This is a genomic window from Loktanella sp. DJP18, from assembly GCF_049310965.1.
In the GTDB taxonomy this organism is placed as follows: Bacteria; Pseudomonadota; Alphaproteobacteria; order Rhodobacterales; family Rhodobacteraceae; genus Loktanella.
On record NZ_JBMERN010000065.1, the window covers coordinates 1 to 21600 of the forward strand.

Genomic DNA, 21600 nt, shown 5'->3' on the forward strand with positions numbered 1-21600 from the left:
CAAAGCGCCGCTTCGAGATTCTTGCACGACAGGTGTTTATCCGCTTCAAGGCGCTGCTTATGGAGCCTAGTGCGTGGGCACACGCCGAACGACACGATAACATTGAAGCAATCTACAAAAAACTGACCGAGCGGCGCGACACGGCCGATGTGACAGAGCTGTTGAAGGAGCTGCACCGGATCGTTAATGAAGCCATCCGAACGCAGGCACCAGGGGACGATCAAGCCGAGGGGCTGACCTTCGACCTGAGCCAGATCGATCTTGAGAAGCTGCGTGATGAATTTGCAAAGAAGGTCAGACGAAAAGCGACTGCGCTTCAGGACATCCGCGACATCGTCGAACAGAAACTCGCCGAGATGCTGGCGCGCAATCCGGCCAGGATGGACTATCAGGTGAAGTACGAGGCGATCATTGCCGACTACAATCGGGAGAAAGATCGCACCACCATCGAGGAGACGTTCCGCCGATTGGTCGAACTCGTCAACAGTCTGGACGAGGAGCAGAAGCGCGCAACGAAGGAGGGGCTTGGTGAAGAAGAGCTGGCGCTCTTCGACCTGCTGCTCAAGGATAATTTGGACAAAACGTCTCGTGAGCGGGTGAAGCAGGCGAGCCGCGACCTCTTGGCATCCATAAAGGCGCGCTTGGCCGAACTCGATCGCTTCTGGGAGAAGGAGCAGACCAAGGCTGATGTCGAGGTCTTCATCTTGGATGAGGTCTTCGCAAGCCTACCGTCACCACCCTTCACGCCCGACGAAAAAAAAGCGCTTGCTGCAAGCGTTTACGCACATGTGTGGCAGCAGGCCGTGAATGGTGGTTTCGCCCAGGCAGCATAGGCAGCAATTGGGACTATATGTGGGTAGTACCGGGCGCCTCTAGCGAGACGGCCGATGCTGGAACGCGACCGTGCCGCCAATGGTGTTGACGACATTGAGCGCGGCCAGATCGCTCTGCGCAGCGTCGTTAGTATCAGGTCTAGCCGCTTCAGTCATTCCTGAGACACAATTTCAATGACATATCCTGACAGTTTGTAGGACTTCTTTGCGTACGCAGCCAAACATGTATGACGCCGGTGTAGACGGTCGCGTTCAAGCGCATTTTCTATGGCGGGTTTTTGGGCGGGTTGAAGTTTAGGCCGCAGAGAAATATCAATTATTACAAGCTATTAGTGCCAAAAATGGAGCGGGTAACGGGAATCGAACCCGTAACTGAAGCTTGGGAAGCTATCGTGATACCTTTTCACCATACCCGCATGTGACCGGCCCCGCAGGGTCGATGCGGCATCTCTACACCGGGGGCCGGGGTGCCGCAAGCGGGCGCGGCCACGAAAAAAGCGCCCGCAGGCGCTTTCGTTCCGATGCAGAGATGGATGGAATCAACCGCGCCAGGTGCGCACGTCGCCGCAATCCATGTGCACGAAATTCGACCCGCGATAGGTGCCGACACCGCCTGCATTGCACGCGGCTGCGGCCTTGGTCATGTCGTTGATCGATCGGCTCGACAACCGCAGATCGGCGGCCTGGCCGCGCATGTGCAGCGAATTGCGTGCGACGCCTGACGACTGGCTGCGCAGCATGGCGTTGGTTTCAGGGCTGCGGTAGCCGGACAGCAGCATGTAGGGTTCCGAGGTGTTCATCAGACGATGTGCGGCGGCCATGATGTCGACCGTGCGACTGTCCATGTTCACGACCTTGTTGTTGCGCCAGTCGCGCATGAAGGCATTGATCTCGCGCAGGGCTTCGCCGATGTATTGGCCTTCGATCCAGTAGATCGTGTCCAGGCGTTCGCCCGTGCGGCCCGAATACATGCTGATGCGGCGCACGTCGCCACCGCCTCGCAGGAACCCGGCGGCCTTGGAGTATGTGGGTGCTGCCGTCAGTGCGGTGGCCGCGAAAGCGCCCAGAAGCCCACGTCTCGAAATGCCAGTTGAACGGTTTTCTGCCATGGTGTGTCTGTCCTGTCCCGGTTTTGCACGTATTTTAGTGCTTTTTCATCTTTTCCCCAGATGCAGGTTTTGTATGGCACAGGCTGTCCAACGCGCCAAGCCCGGATGGCGGAAAGTTCCCATGACGGGTCCGGATCGGCGAGTTCCTGCGCATAATGCAACCGCTTGCGCAGATCTTGGCGGATGTGGGTGGCCGTGCAACAGGTCTGCACAAATCCTGTGACTTGCAGATTGTGAATGGACTTGAAGGTGGCCGGTCGGGAAAACGATCATCAGCCGCCTGTGTGTGTGGGCGATCATGTCTTTCGGGGGATGGACCTTGACCAGTCTGCAGTTTGCCTTTGCCACGCCGCGCGCCCTGCGCATCCTGACCTTGCTTGTCGCAGCGGTGTTTGCCCTGCTGTCGGGGCCGACAGGTGCTCGGGCGCAGGTCACGGCGTTCCGGCAGGCAGTCGCCGAATCTGCGGCGCGCGACGAGGATCTTGCCACCTTCTATCGCGGTCGCGGGTTCGAGGGGATCTGGACCGGTGACACATCGGCCGCGACCGCACGCCGCAATGCGTTGATGTCGGCGCTGGCCGGTGCCGGGGCGCATGGACTTCCCGCGGATCGCTACGATCCCAACCGTCTGATCGCGCAGTTGCGGGCTGCCACGACGCCTGCCGCGCAGGGTGCCGCCGAGGTGGCTTTGTCCTCGGCGTTTCTGACATACGCCCGCAATGTGCAGACCGGTATCCTGACGCCATCGTCGGTGTTGCCGCTGATCGTGAGAGAGGTTCCGCTGCGGTCGCGCCTCGGCACCCTCCAGGGCTTCGTGCAGTCGAATCCCGATGCCTTCCTGCGGTCGCTGCCGCCCAGCAGCCCGGAATATGCCCGTCTGATGCGCGAGAAGTTGCGCCTCGAGAACCTGTTGGCCGAGGGTGGCTACGGTGCCACGGTGCAGGCGTCCAGCCTGGCACCGGGGGCCAGCGGCCAGGCCGTGGTCGATCTGCGCAATCGGCTGATCCTGATGGGGCATCTGGAACGGTCTGCGACGCAGACCTATGACGCCAGCATCCAGGCCGGCGTGCAGCGGTTCCAGCAGGCGATGGGTCTGGCTGTCGACGGCACCGCCGGCGGTGACACGATGGCCGAAATCAACGTCCCTCTCGAACGGCGGATGCAGTCCGTCATCGTGGCGATGGAGCGTGAGCGCTGGCTGAATCGCCCGCGCGGGCAGCGCCACATATGGGTCAACCTGACCGATTTCACTGCTGCCATCGTCGACAACGATCGGGTCACATTCTCGACCCGGTCTGTCATAGGTGCCAACGAAACCAACCGCCAGTCGCCCGAATTCTCCGACGTCATGGAGTTCATGGTCGTCAATCCCAGCTGGTATGTGCCACGATCCATCGTCGTGCACGAGTATCTGCCGCAGTTGCAAAGCAACCCGAACGCCGTCAGCCACATCGACGTGACGGACCGGAATGGCAACATCGTGTCGCGCAGTGCGGTCCGGGCCGCCAGCTACAACGCCCGGAATTTTCCCTTCTCGATGCGGCAGGGGCCAAGCGAACGCAATGCGCTGGGTCTAGTGAAGTTCATGTTTCCCAACAAATACAACATCTACCTGCACGACACCCCGTCCAAAAACCTGTTCAGCCGCGAGACCCGGGCCTTCAGCCACGGCTGCATCCGTCTGAACGATCCCTTCGACTTCGCCTACGCCCTGCTGGCCCGGCAGGAATCGAATCCGGAGGCGGTGTTTCAGGCCCGGTTGAAGTCGGGCGGCGAGTCGCGCATCACCCTGCAAGAGCCGGTGCCGGTCCATATCGTCTATCGCACCGCCTTCACCAACGTGACGGGTCAGCTCCAATTCCGTCGCGACGTCTATGGCCGCGATGCTGTGATCTGGAACGCATTGGCCCGCGAAGGGGTGGCCGTGCGGGCGGTTCAGGGCTAGATCAGACCCGAAACCGCACCGGCCCAAGAGGCACATCATGGGACTGACCGTAGCCGAGATCGCAAGCGCGCTCGGGACCGAGGCTTTCGGTGACACGTCGCTGGTCGTGGATCGCCCGTCAGAGCCGGGTGACGCAGGCTCGCGCGACCTTGCCCTTGCGATGTCGCCCGCTTACGGCGAGGCGCTGGCGTCCAGCGCGGCGCAGGCCGCGATCGTCTGGGACGGTGCCGACTGGCAGGCACTGGGACTGCGCGCCGCGATCACCGTGCCCCGTGCGCGCCTTGCGATGGCGGCACTGACGCAGGCCTTCGACCCGGCCCCGGCCCCGACCGGCATTCACCCGACCGCAATCATCCCCGCCAGTTGCACCGTTGGCGCCGACCCCAGCATCGGTGCCTTCGTCGTACTGGCCGAGGGGGTGACCATCGGCGACCGTTGCCGCATCGACGCCCATGTCACCATCGGCCCCGGCAGTACGCTGGGTCATGCTTGCTGGCTGAACGCCGGCGCGCGCGTGGGGCGCAACTGTCATTTCGGTGACCGGGTCATCCTGCAACCCAATGCGGTCGTGGGGGCGGACGGGTTCTCTTATGTGACGCGCGACCTCGCGAACGAGGAGCGGGCCTTCCTGAACATGGGCCGTGAACCGCTGACTCCGCCGGCGGACGGCAAGCGCCACCGCATCCACAGCCTTGGCGGCGTGGTTCTGGGGGACGACGTCGAGATCGGCGCGAATTCCTGCGTTGATGCCGGCACGATCCGCGCGACGCGGGTGGGCCGGGGCACCAAGATGGACAATAACGTTCAGGTCGGCCACAATTGCATCATCGGCGAGGATTGCATCCTGTGCGGTCAGGCCGCAATGGCGGGGTCCGGCGTGTTGGGCGACCGTGTGGTCATGGGCGGGCGTGCGGGAACGAAAGACCACATCACCGTCGGCAACGATGTGGTCATGGCCGCGGCTTCCGGACTTTATGTCAGCGTGAAGGATGGGTCGTTCATCATGGGCCAGCCCGCGATGGACATGCCCAGCTACCGCGCGCGCGAAAAGGGGCTGCGGCGTCTGCCACAGATGCTGCGCGACATCGCCGCATTGCAGAAACAGGTTCCCAAAGACGGTTCGAGTGATTAAATCGCAGGCACCGATCACAGGAGCCGCGACCATGAGTGTTCAGGACAAAGTCATCGCAATCCTTGCCGAACAGGCGTTGCTGGATGTCTCGGACGTGACGCTGGATGACACGCTCGAGACCCTTGGCATCGACAGCATGGGTCTGGTCGAGACGATCTTCGGGATCGAGGAAGCCTTCGACATCACGGTCCCTTTCAATGCCAACGCGCCGGCTGAAAGCGGATTTGACGTCACCTCTGTCCGCGCCATCGTCGCGGCTGTGCAGGACCTTGTGAAAGAACGGGTCTGACGGCGGTGCGCCGGGTCGTCATCACCGGGGCCGGCACGATCAATCCGCTGGGTCACGATGTGCCGACGACGCTTGCGGCGATGCAGGCGGGGACCTGTGCGATCGGACCCCTTGATATTCGCGACGTCGACCGGTTGCAGATCCGCATTGGCGCGCAGGTGCGCGACTATGACGAGGCCGCTCACTTCAGCCGTCAGGACCTGACGCTGTTCGACCGGTTCACCCAGTTCGCGCTGATCTCTGCCGCACAGGCCATGGCGCAGGCGGGTCTGATCATCGGCGAAGCGACCGCGCACCGCGCCGGTGTGATCCTTGGCACATCCGGCGGCGGATTGAACACGCAGGACGACAACTATCGCGCGGTCTATCAGGACGGAAAGGACCGTGTGCATCCCTTCATCGTGCCGCGCCTGATGGCCAATGCGGCGGCGAGCCATGTGTCGATCGGGCACAATCTGCGCGGACCGGTGTTCACCGTCTCCACGGCCTGCGCGTCGTCCAACCACGCGATGGGGCAGGCGTTGGCCACGATCCGCAGCGGGCAGGCCGACGTCATGCTGACCGGTGGGACCGAGGCGATGCTGTGTTTCGGCGGCATCAAGGCATGGGAGGGGCTGCGTGTCATGTCGCGCGATGGCTGCCGCCCGTTCTGCGCAAGCCGCAACGGCATGGTGCAGGGCGAGGGCGGCGCGGTATTCGTGTTCGAGGATCGCGATCACGCGCTGGCACGCGGCGCGGATATCCTGTGCGAAGTCGCGGGTTTCGCCATGTCGTCGGATGCGGCCGATATCGTCACGCCGTCTGCAGAGGGGGCCGCGCGGGCCATGCAGGGTGCGCTTGCGGATGCGGGCTTGGCGGCAGAGGATATCGGCTACATCAACGCGCATGGCACGGGCACCACGGTAAACGACCGGACTGAAACGCAGGCGATCCGCGCGGCCTTCGGCAGCCATGCGGACCGGCTGGCCGTCTCATCCACCAAGGCGATGCACGGGCATCTGATCGGCGGGACCGGTGCTGTCGAACTGCTGGCCTGCATCATGGCTCTGCGCGACGGGGTGCTGGCACCGACAATCGGATTGAGCGAGCCTGATCCGGCCTGTGACCTCGATTACGTGCCGCAGATGGCGCGGCAGGCCAAGGTTGCGGCGGTGTTGTCGAATGCCTTTGCCTTTGGCGGATTGAATGCGGTGCTGGCCCTGCGCCGCGCATGAAAAGACCGCCCCGCGACAATCGCGGGGCGGTCGAATGATCGTCCGGACGGATTACTGCGCGTTGACGCTGTCGAAACCGGCAGTGAAGCCCGAAAGCGAGACTTCCAGGATCACTTCCTGGTCGGGCGCGGCGGCAGGCACCATGCGCAGGACGGCCCTGCTCCCGCGCTTCATCTGGGCGACTTCGGCGTCGGTAAAGCCGATACGCGCGACGCAGCCGGCGGCATTGCAGAATGTGAAGGGATAGACCTTCGGTTCGCTGCTATCCACCGTCAGGCGCAACTGCTGGGTCAGCAGGGTCTCGAGCGGCACGACGATGGTCGCACCGGCAGCGGCTTCTTGACCCTCGGGCAGCGGGAATGTGCTGATTTCCGCGACGCTGTTGCCATCGGCGTCCTCAAGCAACTGGTAAAGCTGGCACGGATCCAACTGGCCTTCTTCCGCCTTCAGGCAGCGCAAGGACCAGTCGCCAAAGGTTTCACGGACGTAGGGCTGACCGACCTGCGGTGCGGCCTGCGCCGTATCGGTTGCGGGTGCCGCAGCGTCCGCAGGCGCGTCTGTCGCGGGCGCCTCAGTGGCCGGTGCATTAGTGGCCGGTGCATCAGTGGCGGGGGCATCAGTGGCCGGAGCGTCGACTGCGGGGGCCTCTGCTGCCGGGGCATCCGTGGCGGGGCTGTCCGTCGGCGCGGCCTCCGTCGCGGGTGCGGGGGCTTCTGTCGTGGCGGCGTCGGGGGCGGGCGCATCGGTCGTCTGCGCCAGCACCGCGGCGGGGGCCGCTGTCAGCAAAAGGGCGGCCAGTGCGGGGCTGAGGGCGAATTTCATTGCAGGATTCTCCGGGTCATGGGTCTGGTGCGCGGCGTAACACGCCGCATCCACGCTGTCAGGGGCAAAAATCCGTGATGCGCGGGCCGTGTCACAAAAGGAAAAGGGTTCACGCATGAACCCTTTTCCCAGTTGCTCCCTGTCGGACTTTGCCGACGAATTGGGCAGACGCTAGGCGATGATCGGGCACAGGTCAACATGCAAGACCGCAGAAAAAAGCCGCGCCCGAAGGCGCGGCAAGTCTGACAGGGAGGAAGTCGCCCGACGTCCCCGGGGGACAATGGAAACACCGGGCCTCTTTGTTCTGGCATAGAGTGGTTAAGGATGTATTTTGACGCGACTGGATTGCGGGGGGCGGCATGGCGGACAGCATCTTCATCGGTGGCGGCGGCGAGGACTATGGCGAGGCGCAGGTGCTGTTGCTGGACAAGTCCAACCGCCACGGGCTGATTGCGGGGGCCACGGGCACCGGCAAGACGGTCACGCTGCAGATCCTCGCCGAAGGGTTTTCGGCCGCCGGGGTGCCGGTGTTCCTGTCGGACGTGAAGGGCGATCTGTCGGGACTGGCAGCGTCCGGTTCGGCGGATTTCAAGTTGCACGATGCCTTCATGACGCGGGCCGCCACCATCGGCCTCGACCTGCAATACACCGCTTTTCCGGTGACGTTCTGGGACTTGCTGGGCCAGCAGGGCCACCCGATCCGCGCGACCGTGGCCGAGATGGGGCCGTTGCTGCTGTCGCGCCTGCTGGACCTGACCGATGTGCAGGAAGGTGTGCTGAACGTCGTCTTTCGCGTCGCCGACGAGGAAGGTCTGCCGCTGCTCGACCTCAAGGACCTTCAGGCGCTGCTGGTCTGGGCCGGGCAGAACGCCAAGGACCTGTCGCTGCGCTATGGCAATGTCGCGGCCAGTTCCGTGGGTGCGATCCAGCGGCAATTGCTGGTGCTGGAATATCAGGGCGGCAACGCATTGTTCGGTGAGCCCGCGCTGGAGCTGGCGGACATGATGCGGCTGGCCCCCGACGGACGGGGGCAGATCAACATCCTGGCCGCCGACCAGTTGATGCAATCGCCGAAGCTGTATTCGACATTCCTGCTGTGGCTGCTGTCAGAGCTGTTCGAGGTGCTGCCCGAGGTCGGCAACCCCGACAAGCCGAAGCTGGTGTTCTTCTTTGACGAGGCGCATCTGCTGTTCGACGGCGCGCCCAAGGTGCTGGTGGACAAGGTCGAACAGGTCGCCCGCCTGATCCGGTCCAAGGGCGTCGGCGTCTATTTCATCACGCAGAACCCTGCGGATGTGCCCGACGACGTGCTGGGGCAGCTGGGCAACCGGGTGCAGCACGCCCTGCGCGCCTTTACCGCCCGCGACCGGCAAGACCTGCAGAAGGCCGCAGAGACCTACCGCGACAACCCGGATTTCGACACCTCGGAAGCGATACAGCAGGTCGGCACCGGCGAGGCGTTGACCTTGATGCTGGATGCGAAAGGCGCGCCCCTGATGGTGCAGCGCACCCTGATCCGGCCGCCATCGTCGCAGTTAGGGCCGATTGATCTGCCGGTGCGGGCGACGCTGATGGCCAATTCGCCAATGGCCGGGAAATACGACACGCCGATCGACCGCGAAAGCGCGTTCGAGATGCTGACCAAACGTGCGGACGCGGCGGCGGCAGAGGCCGCCAAGGCAGAAGCGTCAGAGGCGGAAACCGAGGCGCGCGAGCGTGAATTCAAGCAGGCCCGGCGATACGACGCGTCACAGGCCGGGCGATCCACGTCACGCAGGCGGTCCGACACGCAGGATCAGGGGTTCGGTGGCGCGGTGGCCAGTGTCATCGTGAAAGAGCTGAAGGGCACGACGGGCCGCCGGATCGTGCGTGGCATACTGGGTGGGTTATTCCGGGGGCGTTGAGGATGACCCACACGGAAGACAGGAACGGAGCGGCGGACACATAGGTCGCCGCTTCGATCGCGAAGGTGACAGCCTACCAGAAGACCCTGCGCCTGGCGTGGGCACACCATGATCTCACCACCTCCGGGTCGCGCCCTACAGCGGCCTGATCTTCAGGGTGGCGAGGCGGTTCTCGTCCTTTTCCATCACCTCGAACCGGAAGCCGTGGAACGAGAAGACCTGGCCTTCGACAGGGATGATCTGGGCCTCATGGATCACCAGACCGGCGACGGTATTCGCCTCGTCGTCGGGCAGGTTCCAGTCGTGGGCGCGGTTCACGTCGCGGATCGTCATGGACCCGTCGATCAGATAGGCGCCGTCGTCGGTCCTGGTGATGATGTAGTCGTCTTCCTCGTCGAACTCGTCCGCGATCTCGCCCACGATCTCTTCGATGATGTCTTCCAGCGTCAGAAGGCCCTGCAACGCGCCATATTCGTCCACGACCAGCGCAAAGTGTGTCTTGCGCTTGAGGAACTGCCGCATCTGTTCGTCCAGCGCCGTCGTCTCTGGCACGAAGTAGGGTGGCATCGCGACGTCCATGATGTCCACGCGGGTCATGCGGTCGGCGCCGTCCACGTCGGCGTTGTGCATGGCGCGCAGCAGGTCCTTGGCGTGGATGACACCGACGATGTTCTCTGGATCGTCGCGGTAGAGCGGCAGGCGGGTATGCGCGGATTCAAGACATTGACGCAGGATCTCGACGGCGGGTTGATCCGCGTCGACCATCTCGATGCCCGACCGGTGCAGCATGACCTCTTCCACCGTCCGGTCCGACAGATCGAGGGCACCGAGGATGCGGTCGCGGTCTTCCTTTTCGACGACACCTTCGGAGTGTCCCAGTTGCAGGGCACCGGCAATTTCCTCGCGCACCGCAAGGATGTGACTGTCCGGATCGGTGCGCACACCAAACAGATACAACACCCCGCGCACGAAATAGCGCACGGCCGTCACTATCGGAGAGAAGACGATCACGACGATCTGGATCGGGCGGGCGACCAGTGCCGCAGTGCTTTCCGGTTTGGTGATGGCGTAGGTCTTGGGCAGCACTTCGGAGAAGATCAGCACGAGCAGGGTCATCACGAGGGTCGCCACCGCGACGCCGTTCTGGCCGAAAAGCTTGGTCAGCAGCGCGGTCGCCAGCGATGTAGCCAGGATGTTGACGACATTGTTGCCCAGCAGGACGGAGCCGATCAGGCTTTCGCTGTCTTCGGTCAGGTCCAGCGCCTTTCGCGCCCCGATGCTGCCCCGGTCGGCGGCTCCGCGCAATTTACCGCGTGACGCGGCGGTCAGGGCGGTTTCGGAACCGGAAAAGAAGGCTGACATGACCAGCAGCAAGAGGATGCCGCCTGCCGTCAGCCAGAAGGAGGCATCGAGAAGGGTCGCGCCGGTCGAGGAGGGGTCCATGATCTGCTTTCTGGGGACGTTTGCGTGTTTATGGGGTCGGGCGTCCGCCGCATCAAGGGGTCGTGACCTTGCGGGCCAGCGGATGGTGGGTCAGGACAAGGTCGCTCAGCGCCTGGTCGAGGACATGGGTGTAGATTTCCGTGGTCGCGACGTCGGCATGGCCCAGCATGATCTGGATGGCTCGCAGGTCAGCGCCGCCCGCCAGCAGATGCGTGGCGAAGGCGTGGCGCATGGTGTGCGGCGTCACGTTGTCCGGCGGCACGCCGGCGGCGGTGGCAAGTTCCTTGATCAAGAAAAAGAACCGCTGCCGGGTCATGTGCCCGATCTTGCCGCGCGTCGGGAAGAGGTATTTCGAGATCGGCTTGCCCGCCAGCCGCCGCACCTCTTGCAGGCTGTCCCATTCCGCAAGCCAGGCGGTGACGGCGGTGCGGGCGGGAGGGGACAGTGGCACAAGCCGTTCCTTGCCACCCTTGCCGCGCACCAGCAGCATCCGGGGATCGCCGCGCGCGGCAGAGACCGGCAGCGTCACCAGTTCCGTGACGCGCATGCCCGTGGCGTACAGCAGTTCCATCAGGCAGGTGTTCCGGGTGGCGTCCACATCGCAATCGCGGGCCGCCTGCAGCAGGCGGCCGACCTCGTCGATGGTCAGGGTCTTTGGCAGGGATTTGGACTTGCCCGGGCCCTTGATGCGGATGGCCGGATTGTCGGGCCGCCAGCCTTCCTCGAAGGCGAACCGGAACAGCTGGCGGATCGAAGACAGCCGCCGGGCGCGTGTGGCCCGCGAAAGTCCCTGTGCATCGCAGTCGATCAGATAGCCTTCGATGTCGTCCTGCGTTGCGGTGGCGAAATGCAGGCCCTTGTCGGCCAGCCAATCCGCCGCGTCGGACAGGTCGCGCGCATAGGCAAGCTGCGTATTGCGCGCGGCGTCCAATTCGGCCGCCTGTGCCGCGACAAAGGTCTGTATCCAGCGCGCCATGCCATCCGGTCCGGTCATCGCGTGCGGTCCAGCAGCAGCATTTGCAAGGCGGCCCGTCGCGCCGTGTCGGTCAGACCGGCGCGACGCAGTACCAGCAGCGCATCGGTGACGGACCGCGCGTCGCCCGCCACGCCCGCGTCCAGGAACGGCAGAACGCGCAGCAGCGCCTCGCCCAGTTTGTCCGCGACCATCAGGTCGACGAACACCTGTGGCGGCGCGCTGTTTGAAAAGCCGGCGACGACGGCTTCCTCGATCGCCGTGTCGGGCTTCACATCCGCGAAATCTTCGGTCGCAATGGCCCGCAGCAAGGGCGGAACTCCGGGCTGCTGGGCCGCGGCGACGTAATCGTCGGACAGCAGAGTGACCGTGGTCGCGATCTGTGAAGCAGCGCCCGTCAGATCGAAGCGGGAGATCGGCCCGGCATAGAGGTCGGCAAAGGGCACTTCGGCCCGGATCGCCTGCATCGCCGACCAGACGGGTGGAAGCGTCTCGGCGATGGCGTCGGCATCGCCTGCGTTGATCGCCGCGTTAAACTTCTGAAAGGCGTCGAGCCGGTCCCAGACTCCGCCCGACGCGGCTGGTGTCACGCCGGTCATCACGCGGGCAAGATCCTGCGCCGACAACGCGCCATGCAACGCCAACCGTTCGGCGGCATCGAGGCGGGCCTTCTCGCCCACGGTGTCGCGCAGGTCCGCATGGGCAAAGGCCAGCGGCAGTCGTCCGGTGGACAAGCCTTCGCCAATCGCCTCGCGCATCCGAAAGATCAGAGGGCTCAGCCGTTCGGGCGGCGGCAGGGGGGCGGCGGGATCGACCAGATCGGCATCGAGGAACCGCGACAGCAGCGCATCCTCGGCCTCTGACACATCGCCCAGGGCGCGGTGGGTGTTGAGGGTCAGCGCCGCCGCCATCCAGTCGCCGCCACGTGCGGTGCAGAAGATTCGCGCCGGATAGGTGGGGGCCAGACCGGGTGCGGTCAGCATCGCGGCACAAGGTTGATCCTCGGTCCCGGTCAGCAGCGCCACGTCGAACCAGCGCCGGAACAGCGCCGGTTCGGTCGGGTCGGCGGCGCGGATCAGGTCCATCGCCTGCGGCAGGTCGGCCAGGTCCAGCAACTTGTCGATCCGCGCCAGCAATAGGGTCCGGTCGTCGCCGGGCGGCGGCAGTGCCTCGGTCAGCAGCAGAGTCCTGAACAGATCGCGCAGCGCCGGCAGCGCCGGTTCGCCTTCCGCCTGGATCAGTGTTGTCAGAGTGTCGACATCGCTATTGACCCAAAGGGTCGGCGGCAGGCCCGTCACGTCCTGTCCCAGCGTGCCGACAGCCTTCGGGGCTGCGGCGTCCAGCGGTGTCACGGTGATCGGCGGTGTACCGGTACCCTCCGCCACGGGGGGCTCGTTGGGGTTCGGGCGCGCCGGGGCAGGGGTCGTGGCGGCCGCCGGGGCAGGTGGCGGTTCGACCGACTGCGACAGCCAGTCGATGGCCGACAGCGGGCGGTCCGACTGGGCCGCGACGGGCGTGGCCAGAACGGCAAGGACCAGACAGGTCGCGCGCAGCGGCACGGCTATTGCGTCTCGAGCGTGACGGGGCGGGTCACCTGGGTGCTGGGCGGAGCGAAATCACCGGGAAAGAACAGCGGTCCCGCGTAGGCGTAGGCGATCAGCGCCAGGCCCGCGAGGATCGCCAGAAAGAGAAGTGCCTTGATCAGTCGCCACATGTGCCTGAATTCCGTCTTGCCTGTTGCCCGACCTCAAGGGGCGGGTTCCGCCTGTTTATATATGGCCTTTTCGGCAAGATCACGCCATTCAGGGGCACAAATCGAAACTCGGCGGCACGCAGCCTGTCCGGGGCAGGAAAAAGGGACGCATGCGGCCGTGATCGACAGCGACCAGACGCACCAGCGCTATGGCCTGCGCCGCACGGTCGTGTTGGTTGGCATGATGGGGTCCGGCAAGACCGCCATCGGCCGCGCCCTGTCGCAGCGGTTGCACGTGCCGTTCCTGGACAGCGACGCCGAGATCGAGACGGCAGCCAACGCCAGCATCGCGGAGATTTTCGCCCGCGACGGAGAGCCTTTCTTTCGGCGCCGCGAATCGGAGGTGATCGCCCGGTTGCTGACCGGCGACCCCTGCATCCTGTCGACGGGCGGCGGGGCGTTTCTGGCCAAGCGCAATCGCAAGCTGATCAAGAAGCACGGTGTCGCGGTCTGGCTGAACGCCCCGCTCGCGCTGCTGTGGGACAGGGTGCGGCACAAGGATTCCCGCCCGTTGTTGCGTACGGCGAACCCGCACGCCACCCTGTCCGACATCTTTGCCGATCGCACGCCGATCTACGCCAAGGCGAAGCTGCACCTTGCGGTCAGCCAGCGCGCCTCGATCGAGGAGACGACGGCGAGCGTGCTGGAGCTGTTGCTGACCCGCCCCGACATTCTGGAGAGACTGCCATGACCACCACCGTTGCCGTCGCCTTGCCCGGGCGTGAATACGACGTGCTGATCGGCACCGGACTACTGGCCGGGGCAGGACACCGCATCGCAGCCCTCGGCGGGCGGCGGCATGTCGCGATCCTGACGGATGCAACCGTAGCGGGGCTGCATCTGGCGACCTTGCAGGCGGCGCTGGCCGACGCGGGCCTGACATCCGACGCCAAGGTGTTGCCCGCCGGGGAAGGCACGAAAAGCTGGGCCGCATTGGAAGCGTGCTGCGATTTCCTGTTGGACCAGAAGGTCGAGAGGGGCGATGTGGTGGTCGCCTTCGGCGGCGGCGTCGTGGGCGATCTGGGCGGATTTGTCGCCGCGATCCTGCGCCGGGGTGTCCGCTTCGTGCAGATTCCGACGACGCTTCTGGCACAGGTCGACAGTTCCGTCGGCGGCAAGACCGGCATCAACACCCTACATGGCAAGAACCTGATCGGGGCGTTCCATCAGCCCAGCCTCGTGCTCGCCGACATTGACCTGCTGGCGACACTGCCGCGCCGCGACTTTCTGGCGGGCTACGGCGAGGTCGTGAAATACGGTCTGCTGGGGGACGCGGCGTTCTTCGACTGGCTGGAATCGAACGCGCCCGCGATGGCCGACGGCGATATCTCGGCCCGCGTCCATGCTGTCACCCGATCCGTGCAGATGAAGGCCGAGATCGTGCTGCGCGACGAGACAGAGCAGGGCGATCGCGCATTGCTGAACCTGGGCCACACCTTCTGTCATGCGCTGGAAAAGGCGACCGACTACTCCGACCGCCTGCTGCACGGCGAAGGCGTGTCAATCGGTTGTGCGCTGGCGTTCGAACTGTCTGCCCGTCTTGGCCTGTGCAGTCAGGAAGACCCCAGCCGGGTTCGCGCGCATCTGAAGGCGATGGGGCAGAAAGTCGATATCCGTGACATTGGCGGCGACATACCGGACGCGGAAACGTTGCTGGGCTGGATGGGGCAGGACAAGAAGGTCATCGCTGGCAAGTTGCGCTTCGTGCTGGCACGCGGGATCGGCCAGGCTTTCGTCACGTCGGATGTGCCAGCCGACAAGGTGCTGGGCGTCCTGCGCGACGCTGCCTGACGGTTCGCGGGACCAAACGCAAAAGCGCCGCCCCGAGGGGCGGCGCGTTGCCTTAGAACGGGATTTCGTCGTCCATGTCGCCCCGGCCGCCGCCGCTGCCCGACGACGAACCGCCGCCTGCGTTGCCGCCGCCATAGCCGCCGCCCTGATCGTAGCCGCCGCCACCGTAGCCGCCACCGCTGTCGCCGCCGTAGCCACCCGTATCACCGCCGCGACCGCCACCGCCGCCGCCGGGGCTGTCGAGCATGGTCAGCACCGTGCCGGGACCCTGTAGCACGACCTCTGTGCTGTAGCGGTCGGCACCGGATTGGTCCTGCCATTTGCGGGTCTGAAGCTTACCCTCGATATAGACCTTGGAGCCTTTCTTGAGGTATTTCTCGGCCACGCCGACCAGACCTTCCTGGAAGATGGCTACGGTGTGCCATTCGGTCTTTTCCTTGCGCTCGCCCGAGTTGCGGTCCTTCCACGTCTCGGACGTGGCGATGCGCAGGTTGCACACCTTGCCGCCGTTGCCGAAGGTGCGGACTTCTGGATCGGCCCCGAGATTGCCGATCAGAATGACCTTGTTGACCGATCCTGCCATGTGACGTTCCTAACGATTCTGCATTTCGCCCTGTGTGGCAGATTCCGCCGGGAAGGTGAACCGATCAAGGCTGGCGTCAAAACCGATTTGAGGTATGGTGTCGCCATTGAAACGGGGGATGGGTGAAGACATGCGGATTTGGAGTCTGGGACTGACGACGACGCTTGCGCTGACGGGGGCTGCTGCCACCGCCGACACCGTCTCCACCTCTTCGCGCATGGCGCTGTTTCAAAGCCAGCTCTCGGTCCTCGATAATCGCGCCGCCTCGCAATACAGCAACTCTGTCCGGTTGCAGCCACCGCGCGCGGTCGTGCCGACGGCCGCGACCGTCACGCCGGGCTACACCGGGCGTTACAACGGCCCGTATCTGACGCTGGCGCGCAGTGCTGCCCGCAACCACGGCATCCCGGAGGACCTTTTCCTGCGCCTCGTGCAGCAGGAATCGGGGTGGAATGCGCAAGCGCGATCCCACAAGGGCGCGCTGGGACTTGCGCAGCTGATGCCGGCCACGGCGCGCATCCTGGGTGTCGATCCCCGCGATCCGGTGCAGAACCTCGAAGGGGGCGCGCGCTACCTCAAGCAACAATACGCAAAGTTCGGCAACTGGCCGCACGCGCTAGCGGCCTACAACGCGGGTCCGGGCGCGGTCGAGCGATATCGCGGCATCCCGCCCTATGCCGAGACGCGCAACTACGTCCGCGTCATCTGGGGCAACTAGGCGCCTTCGGCCATGTCCTTGAACTTTTGGGCCACTGACATCACATCCGGGTCCCGCAGGCGCGGAATGATGCGGTAGACCGCGTTCACCGCCAAAAACAGCGAGAACAGCGCCAGACCCACGCACAGTCCAGTCACGAGGGTCTGACCATAGACCTGGTGCGACAACCACCCGAATGCCTTGTCGATCCCGCCGGCCGCGTTCGGGTCGTGCCGCCACGCGGCAATTCCCATCAAAAGACCGATGATCAGCACCGACACGCCTTGCGCGGCAAGGCCGATCTGCAGCAGGCGGTTCCAGTGCAGGGTGAAATGATTGGCCTGCAACTTTTCGCGGTAGGATTGGGTCCAGGCCTGATGCAGGTAGTAGATGCCGGCCCCTATGGTGATGAGCCCGACCCCGCCAAGCACGATCTGGCCACCTGGCCAAGACATCAGGCGCGACAGGTAGAAGGCAGTCTTCGACCCCTCGCCGTTGTCGGTGCTGCCAAAGATCAGCGCCAGCGTCGCAACGCCAAGTGCACCGTGGATCAGGCCGGTGACGGTCTGACCGCCACGGGCCACGATGCCCTTGGCCTCCGTGCCTTCATCCTCGAGGTCGAAAGCGGCGTCGACCAGCCGCCACGCCATGTAGGCGAACAGTCCCAGCGCCACGATTGAAAGCGCCAGAATGCCGAAAGGCGAACGTTCAACCATCGACAGGGCTTCGGAAGTGCCTTTGGCGGCGCCACCGCGCCAGATCGCGAACAATGATATGCCCGAGATGATGGCGTAGACCATCGCGCGACCCGCGTAGCCCGCGCGCATCACCGGCATCGCCCAATTCAGGTTCTCGTCAGACATCGTCATTCCTTGCTGTGTCACACTCGCCGCGTCAGGGATGCAATGCGCCACCGATCCTCCTTGTTCCGCCGCGGCAGCATATTGGGCTGCGCGACGCTTTGCTTTAAGCTGAACGGTGTCCGTGTTTGTCGCCGACAGGCCATCCCGACCGAAAGATTGCAAAGGCTGTGCTCACTTCGCTTCCCTTCCGGCTGAAAGGCCTTTTCTCACATATATGGGCTCCGATTTCGGCCTATGCGTTCCTTGGCCTGTTGGCTGCCGTGATTGCCGTGGCGCTCCGCGACCTGATCCCGTCGTCATGGGCGTTTCGGATCGGTGCGGACGCCATCGACGGCCTTTTGAACATCATCGCCTCGTCGATGCTGGCGGTCACGACCTTTTCCGTTTCGATCATGGTCACGGCCTTTGCCGCCGCTTCCGACACCGCGACGCCACGCGCCTTCCTGCTGCTCAAGACCGATCGGACAGCGCAGCGGGTGTTGGCCAGTTTCATTGGGGCGTTCATCTTTTCGCTCGTCGGGATCATCAGTCTGAAGATCGGGATCTACGGGGAAGGCGGACGTGTGATCCTGTTCGCCGCGACGATCCTCGTGCTGGTCCTGATCATCTTCAACCTTGTGCGCTGGATCGGGCATCTGACGGATTTCGGTCGGCTGGGTGACACGATGAAACGGGTCGAGGACGCCGCCGCCGATGCCATGTCCCGCAGGCTCGAGACGCCCTGGCTGGGTGCCAATCCGATGCACCGCGACACACCGCCCGAAGGGACCGTGCCATTGCGCAGCGATGCGGTCGGCCACGTCCAGTTCATCAACCTCGGCAGTCTGAACACCTGTGCCGCAGAGGCCGGTTGCAACATCTACATCGATGTCCTGCCGGGAGAGTTCATCTACGATGGCTCTGTTCTTGCCCATGTGCTGAACGGGCCCGTCGGTGAAGACTACGACACCTTGCTGGGCCAGATCCGCGACTGCTTCGAGATCGGTATGGACCGCAGTTTCGATCAGGACCCGCGGTTCGGCATGATCACCCTGTCGGAAATCGCAAGCCGCGCCCTGTCGCCAGCCGTCAATGACCCCGGCACGGCCATCGACGTGGTGCGGCGCATGACGCGGGTGCTGTCGCTGTGGCAGGACCGGTCGGTGGCGGATGTGGAATTTCCGCACCTCTGGATCCGGGGTTTGCAGTCCGACGAAATGCTGCGCGACGCGTTCGCGGCGCTCAGTCGGGACGGCGCTGCGCTGTATGAAGTGCAGGTCAGCGTGCAGAATGCACTGCTGGCGCTGGTGCGGCTGAACCCGTCGATCTTTGCAAAAGGTGCCGTCGCGCAATCAGGCCGCGCCATGAGCTTTGCGCGAAAGGCCATGCTGATCGCGGATGACATCGCCCGCCTCGAGGCGATCACACAGGACATCAGGGCCACCGCGGCATTGCCTGCGCCCGGTTCGCCTTTGACGCAAACCTGACCGCTATTCCGCGGCAATCTGGATCACCGGTTCCATCGCCGCAAGATCGGCGTCGGACAGGTGGCACTTGATTTGAAGGCCGTCCGGCATGTTGCGCATCGGCGGCACCTTGCGGTCGCACAGATTGCCCGGCACTTGATGCTTGCGCGGGCAGCGCGTCTGGAACGGGCAGCCGGGGGGCGGGTTCATGGCGGACGGAATATCGCCTTCCAGCACAATATGCTTCTTCACGACGCGCGTGTCGGCGATGGGGACGGCAGAGAGCAGCGCCTCTGTGTAGGGGTGGTAAGGGGGCGAGAAGACCTGATCGGTGGTGCCCAGTTCGACGACATGGCCCAGATACATGACCAGCACGCGGTCCGACAGATAACGGACGATGGACAGGTCGTGACTGATGAACAGCAGCGTCGTCCTGTGTTCGCGCTGAATGTCCATCAGCAGATCGGCGACCGCCGCCTGCACCGACACATCAAGCGCCGAGACGGGTTCGTCTGCCACCACGATCCGCGCATCGCCCGCAAAGGCGCGTGCGATCCCGACCCGCTGTTTTTGCCCGCCCGACAATTGGCGCGGCATCTGGTCCGCAAAGGCGCGGGGCAGCTTCACCAGATCGAGGAGTTGCAGCATCCTGTCCCGGCGCGCCGCGTCGTCGCTGCCGATCCGAAAGATTTCCAGCGCGCGGATGATCTGGCGGCCCACGGTCATCGACGGGTTCAGCGTGTCGAAGGGGTTCTGGAACACCATCTGCACGTCGGCCACGTTCTTGGTGCTGCGTCGTTCGATCGGCACGTCGCCGATGGACGCATTGTCCAGCATGATCGCACCGCTGGTCGCGGTTTCCAGCCCCATCAGCACCTTGGCGAAGGTGGACTTGCCGCAGCCGGATTCGCCCACGATGGCGAGGGTCTCGGCGGCCCGGGCGTCGAAGGACAGGCTCTCGTTCGCCTTCACCACCTTGGTGCCGCCGCCGAACATCGCATTGGCGCTGACCTGATAGTATTTCTTCAGGTCGTCCATCCGTAGGACGACGTCGCCGGCCTCGGTCTTGGGCTTCTGGACGGCATCGGTGATCGGCGCGTTCCAGTCGATCTCGTCGAATTTCACGCAGCGGGTCATGTGGCGTGCGTCACCCTTGATCTGCCGCATCGCTACGGGGCCTGCATCGCAGCGCCCGGCCTCGAAATAATCGCAGCGGGGGCCGAAGTTGCAGCCCTCGGGCCGTTCGTGGGGCAGGGGAAAGTTGCCGGGGATCGCCTTGAGCGGACGTGTGGTCTTGGAGGCACCTGGCAGGGGAATCGACCGGAAGAGCGCCTGCGTGTAGGGATGCTGCATCTCGTCGAAGACGTCCTTGATGCTGCCGCGCTCTACCGCCTCGCCGGAATACATCACGTTGATCCGGTCGCAGGTTTCCAGAACGAGGCCAAGGTTGTGGCTGATGAACAGCATCGAAGTGCCGTATTTGCGGCCCAGATCCTTGACCAGTTGCACGACAGCCGCCTCGACCGTCACGTCAAGCGCTGTCGTCGGTTCATCGAGGATCAGCAGCGCGGGTTTTGACATCAGCGCCATCGCGATGACAATGCGCTGCTGCTGGCCGCCGGACAACTGGTGCGGATAGGCCTTCAGGATGCGTTCGGGGTCCGGCAGCTTGACGTCGCTGACGGTTTCCAGCGCGCGGGAATAGGCGTCCTTCTCGCTGATGCCTTCGTGGATCATCGGGACTTCCATCAGCTGCCGGCCGATCTTCATCGCGGGGTTTAGCGACGCCATCGGTTCCTGGTAGATCATCGCGATCTCGCGGCCCCGGATCGCGCGCAGGCGTTCGGGGGACATGGTGTTCATCTCCTCCCCCTTGAACTTGATGCTGCCGCCGACGATGCGGCCGTTCACGCCAAGGTCCTGCATGACGCCCAGGGCCACCGTGGATTTGCCGCAACCGGACTCGCCCACGAGGCCCAGGGCTTCGCCCGGCATGATGGTGGCGGAAAAATCCATGACGGCAGGGATTTCACGCAGGCGCGTGAAGAAGCTGATCGACAGCCTGTCGATTTCAAGGATCGGCCCGGTGTAGGTCTCGGTCATGGCGATATCCTTGGAAGTGTCAGAAATGGGGTGAAGGCAGAACCGGACCCCGGAATATTTCGGACCAAAAGAAAGGGGTGCTGCGCATCAGTCGCGCAGGCTTTCTTCGCGCAATCCGTCGGCCAGCAGGTTCAAGCCGAGAACGAGGCTGAGCAGGGCAATGGCAGGTGGCAGGGGCGGGTGGACGAAGACCAGCAAGAGCTTGCGGCCTTCGTTGATGGTCGATCCCCAGTCGGGGCTTTCGGGCGGCAGGCCAAGACCGAAGAATCCCAGCGTGCCGAGCAGGATCGTCGTGTAACCGATGCGCAGGCAGAAATCGACGATCAACGGCCCGCGCGCGTTGGGCAGGATTTCCCACAGCATGATGTACCAGGGTCCTTCGCCGCGGGTCTGGGCGGCGGCAACGTAATCGCGCGTCTTGATGTCCATCGTCAGGCCCCGGACGATGCGGAACACCGTCGGCGCATTGACGAAGACGACCGAGACGAAGACGACGAGGATGCCGGGATTGATGTCGAATCCGTCCAGCCCGCGCGGCATGAAATTCAGCGCCGTGCCGCCTTGCGAAATCAGCGAGAGGTAGAGCCAGCCCATCACCACCAGCACGACTGCCAGGATCGTCGTGCGCTTGGCGGGCTGCGTGTAGTAGCGCGAGTTCAGCAGGACCGTGGCAAAGACCAGCGGAAAGACGAAGAGGAAAG

20 protein-coding genes and 1 tRNA gene are annotated in these 21600 nt (G+C 64.2%); 10 read left to right on the plus strand and 11 right to left on the minus strand.

What is annotated here, in order from left to right:
- A partial coding sequence (locus ACOI1H_RS16420; RefSeq protein ID WP_422438922.1) for a type I restriction enzyme endonuclease domain-containing protein occupies positions 1-833 on the plus strand: 833 nt, incomplete at its 5' end.
- 342 nt (positions 834-1175) lie between these two features.
- Here ACOI1H_RS16420 and ACOI1H_RS16425 read toward each other — a convergent pair.
- Together ACOI1H_RS16425 and ACOI1H_RS16430 are read right to left on the minus strand one after the other, a co-directional pair.
- A tRNA-Gly gene (locus ACOI1H_RS16425) sits at positions 1176-1249 on the minus strand.
- A 123-nt stretch (positions 1250-1372) separates the two neighbouring features.
- Positions 1373-1942, minus strand: a complete 570-nt coding sequence (locus tag ACOI1H_RS16430; RefSeq protein ID WP_422438923.1) for a YcbK family protein — start codon at positions 1940-1942, stop codon at positions 1373-1375.
- 328 nt (positions 1943-2270) lie between these two features.
- On the opposite strand from ACOI1H_RS16430, the gene ACOI1H_RS16435 reads away from it, so the two are divergent.
- The 4 genes from ACOI1H_RS16435 to ACOI1H_RS16450 are packed head-to-tail and all read left to right on the plus strand — an operon-like array spanning position 2271 to position 6522.
- The gene (locus ACOI1H_RS16435) at positions 2271-3887 is read left to right on the plus strand and encodes a L,D-transpeptidase family protein (RefSeq protein WP_422438940.1); all 1617 of its coding nucleotides are present in this window, start codon (positions 2271-2273) and stop codon (positions 3885-3887) included.
- A 37-nt stretch (positions 3888-3924) separates the two neighbouring features.
- Positions 3925-5019, plus strand: coding sequence for a UDP-3-O-(3-hydroxymyristoyl)glucosamine N-acyltransferase (locus tag ACOI1H_RS16440; RefSeq protein WP_422438924.1), 1095 nt, complete (start codon positions 3925-3927; stop codon positions 5017-5019).
- A 31-nt stretch (positions 5020-5050) separates the two neighbouring features.
- The gene (locus tag ACOI1H_RS16445) at positions 5051-5308 is read left to right on the plus strand and encodes an acyl carrier protein (protein ID WP_422438925.1); all 258 of its coding nucleotides are present in this window, start codon (positions 5051-5053) and stop codon (positions 5306-5308) included.
- 5 nt (positions 5309-5313) lie between these two features.
- Complete coding sequence (locus ACOI1H_RS16450) at positions 5314-6522, plus strand: beta-ketoacyl-[acyl-carrier-protein] synthase family protein (protein ID WP_422438926.1); 1209 nt, start codon at positions 5314-5316, stop codon at positions 6520-6522.
- A gap of 51 nt (positions 6523-6573) precedes the next feature.
- Here the strand turns inward: ACOI1H_RS16450 and ACOI1H_RS16455 are convergent, their stop codons facing one another.
- On the minus strand, positions 6574-7344 hold the full coding sequence (locus ACOI1H_RS16455; RefSeq protein WP_422438927.1) for an invasion associated locus B family protein: 771 nt from the start codon (positions 7342-7344) through the stop codon (positions 6574-6576).
- A gap of 359 nt (positions 7345-7703) precedes the next feature.
- Here ACOI1H_RS16455 and ACOI1H_RS16460 point away from each other — a divergent pair, with 359 nt between their 5' ends.
- The gene (locus ACOI1H_RS16460) at positions 7704-9248 is read left to right on the plus strand and encodes a helicase HerA-like domain-containing protein (protein ID WP_422438928.1); all 1545 of its coding nucleotides are present in this window, start codon (positions 7704-7706) and stop codon (positions 9246-9248) included.
- A 135-nt stretch (positions 9249-9383) separates the two neighbouring features.
- Here ACOI1H_RS16460 and ACOI1H_RS16465 read toward each other — a convergent pair whose 3' ends face one another.
- Genes ACOI1H_RS16465 through ACOI1H_RS16480 form a run of 4 tightly spaced genes read right to left on the minus strand, consistent with a single transcriptional unit; the run spans position 9384 to position 13378 of the window.
- On the minus strand, positions 9384-10691 hold the full coding sequence (locus tag ACOI1H_RS16465; RefSeq protein WP_422438929.1) for an HlyC/CorC family transporter: 1308 nt from the start codon (positions 10689-10691) through the stop codon (positions 9384-9386).
- Positions 10692-10743: 52 nt separating this feature from the next.
- The gene (locus ACOI1H_RS16470) at positions 10744-11685 is read right to left on the minus strand and encodes a site-specific tyrosine recombinase XerD (RefSeq protein ID WP_422438930.1); all 942 of its coding nucleotides are present in this window, start codon (positions 11683-11685) and stop codon (positions 10744-10746) included.
- Positions 11682-13223 carry a hypothetical protein gene (locus tag ACOI1H_RS16475; protein WP_422438931.1) on the minus strand — a complete coding sequence of 514 codons (1542 nt, stop codon included), beginning with the start codon at positions 13221-13223 and terminating at the stop codon, positions 11682-11684. Before ACOI1H_RS16475 ends, ACOI1H_RS16470 begins: the two co-directional genes overlap by 4 nt.
- 2 nt (positions 13224-13225) lie before the next feature.
- Positions 13226-13378: a hypothetical protein gene (locus ACOI1H_RS16480; protein ID WP_422438932.1), complete on the minus strand. Its 153-nt coding sequence runs from the start codon at positions 13376-13378 to the stop codon at positions 13226-13228.
- Between the two features lie 220 nt (positions 13379-13598).
- Between ACOI1H_RS16480 and ACOI1H_RS16485 the strand changes: the two genes are divergently transcribed.
- Together ACOI1H_RS16485 and aroB are read left to right on the plus strand one after the other, a co-directional pair.
- The gene (locus ACOI1H_RS16485; RefSeq protein WP_422438941.1) at positions 13599-14108 is read left to right on the plus strand and encodes a shikimate kinase; all 510 of its coding nucleotides are present in this window, start codon (positions 13599-13601) and stop codon (positions 14106-14108) included.
- The gene (gene aroB / locus ACOI1H_RS16490; RefSeq protein ID WP_422438933.1) at positions 14105-15208 is read left to right on the plus strand and encodes a 3-dehydroquinate synthase; all 1104 of its coding nucleotides are present in this window, start codon (positions 14105-14107) and stop codon (positions 15206-15208) included. Before ACOI1H_RS16485 ends, aroB begins: the two co-directional genes overlap by 4 nt.
- Before the next feature lie 52 nt (positions 15209-15260).
- Here the strand turns inward: aroB and ssb are convergent, their stop codons facing one another.
- Positions 15261-15791 (minus strand): single-stranded DNA-binding protein, encoded by a 531-nt coding sequence (gene ssb / locus ACOI1H_RS16495; RefSeq protein ID WP_422438934.1) that lies wholly within the window; start codon positions 15789-15791, stop codon positions 15261-15263.
- Between the two features lie 130 nt (positions 15792-15921).
- Here ssb and ACOI1H_RS16500 point away from each other — a divergent pair, with 130 nt between their 5' ends.
- Positions 15922-16509, plus strand: a complete 588-nt coding sequence (locus tag ACOI1H_RS16500; RefSeq protein ID WP_422438935.1) for a lytic transglycosylase domain-containing protein — start codon at positions 15922-15924, stop codon at positions 16507-16509.
- Here the strand turns inward: ACOI1H_RS16500 and ACOI1H_RS16505 are convergent.
- Positions 16506-17351 (minus strand): DUF1206 domain-containing protein, encoded by an 846-nt coding sequence (locus ACOI1H_RS16505; RefSeq protein ID WP_422438936.1) that lies wholly within the window; start codon positions 17349-17351, stop codon positions 16506-16508. The genes ACOI1H_RS16500 and ACOI1H_RS16505 overlap by 4 nt on opposite strands.
- Before the next feature lie 167 nt (positions 17352-17518).
- On the opposite strand from ACOI1H_RS16505, the gene ACOI1H_RS16510 reads away from it, so the two are divergent.
- Entirely contained in the window at positions 17519-18817 is a 1299-nt protein-coding gene (locus ACOI1H_RS16510; protein WP_422438937.1) for a DUF2254 domain-containing protein, read from the plus strand.
- A 3-nt stretch (positions 18818-18820) separates the two neighbouring features.
- Here ACOI1H_RS16510 and ACOI1H_RS16515 read toward each other — a convergent pair whose 3' ends face one another.
- Complete coding sequence (locus ACOI1H_RS16515) at positions 18821-20899, minus strand: dipeptide ABC transporter ATP-binding protein (protein ID WP_422438938.1); 2079 nt, start codon at positions 20897-20899, stop codon at positions 18821-18823.
- A gap of 87 nt (positions 20900-20986) precedes the next feature.
- The coding region (locus ACOI1H_RS16520) for an ABC transporter permease (protein WP_422438939.1) at positions 20987-21600 on the minus strand (614 nt) is incomplete at its 5' end.

Coding starts and splice junctions, on each gene's coding strand:
- ACOI1H_RS16445 (WP_422438925.1), top strand. CDS start 5,051: ATGAGTGTTCAGGACAAAGTCATCGCAATCCTTGCCGAACAGGCGTTG.
- ACOI1H_RS16440 (WP_422438924.1), top strand. CDS start 3,925: ATGGGACTGACCGTAGCCGAGATCGCAAGCGCGCTCGGGACCGAGGCT.
- ACOI1H_RS16515 (WP_422438938.1), bottom strand. CDS start 20,899: ATGACCGAGACCTACACCGGGCCGATCCTTGAAATCGACAGGCTGTCG.
- ACOI1H_RS16430 (WP_422438923.1), bottom strand. CDS start 1,942: ATGGCAGAAAACCGTTCAACTGGCATTTCGAGACGTGGGCTTCTGGGC.
- ACOI1H_RS16460 (WP_422438928.1), top strand. CDS start 7,704: ATGGCGGACAGCATCTTCATCGGTGGCGGCGGCGAGGACTATGGCGAG.
- ACOI1H_RS16455 (WP_422438927.1), bottom strand. CDS start 7,344: ATGAAATTCGCCCTCAGCCCCGCACTGGCCGCCCTTTTGCTGACAGCG.
- ACOI1H_RS16505 (WP_422438936.1), bottom strand. CDS start 17,351: ATGTCTGACGAGAACCTGAATTGGGCGATGCCGGTGATGCGCGCGGGC.
- aroB (WP_422438933.1), top strand. CDS start 14,105: ATGACCACCACCGTTGCCGTCGCCTTGCCCGGGCGTGAATACGACGTG.
- ACOI1H_RS16465 (WP_422438929.1), bottom strand. CDS start 10,691: ATGGACCCCTCCTCGACCGGCGCGACCCTTCTCGATGCCTCCTTCTGG.
- ACOI1H_RS16480 (WP_422438932.1), bottom strand. CDS start 13,378: ATGTGGCGACTGATCAAGGCACTTCTCTTTCTGGCGATCCTCGCGGGC.
- ssb (WP_422438934.1), bottom strand. CDS start 15,791: ATGGCAGGATCGGTCAACAAGGTCATTCTGATCGGCAATCTCGGGGCC.
- ACOI1H_RS16470 (WP_422438930.1), bottom strand. CDS start 11,685: ATGACCGGACCGGATGGCATGGCGCGCTGGATACAGACCTTTGTCGCG.
- ACOI1H_RS16500 (WP_422438935.1), top strand. CDS start 15,922: ATGCGGATTTGGAGTCTGGGACTGACGACGACGCTTGCGCTGACGGGG.
- ACOI1H_RS16485 (WP_422438941.1), top strand. CDS start 13,599: ATGATGGGGTCCGGCAAGACCGCCATCGGCCGCGCCCTGTCGCAGCGG.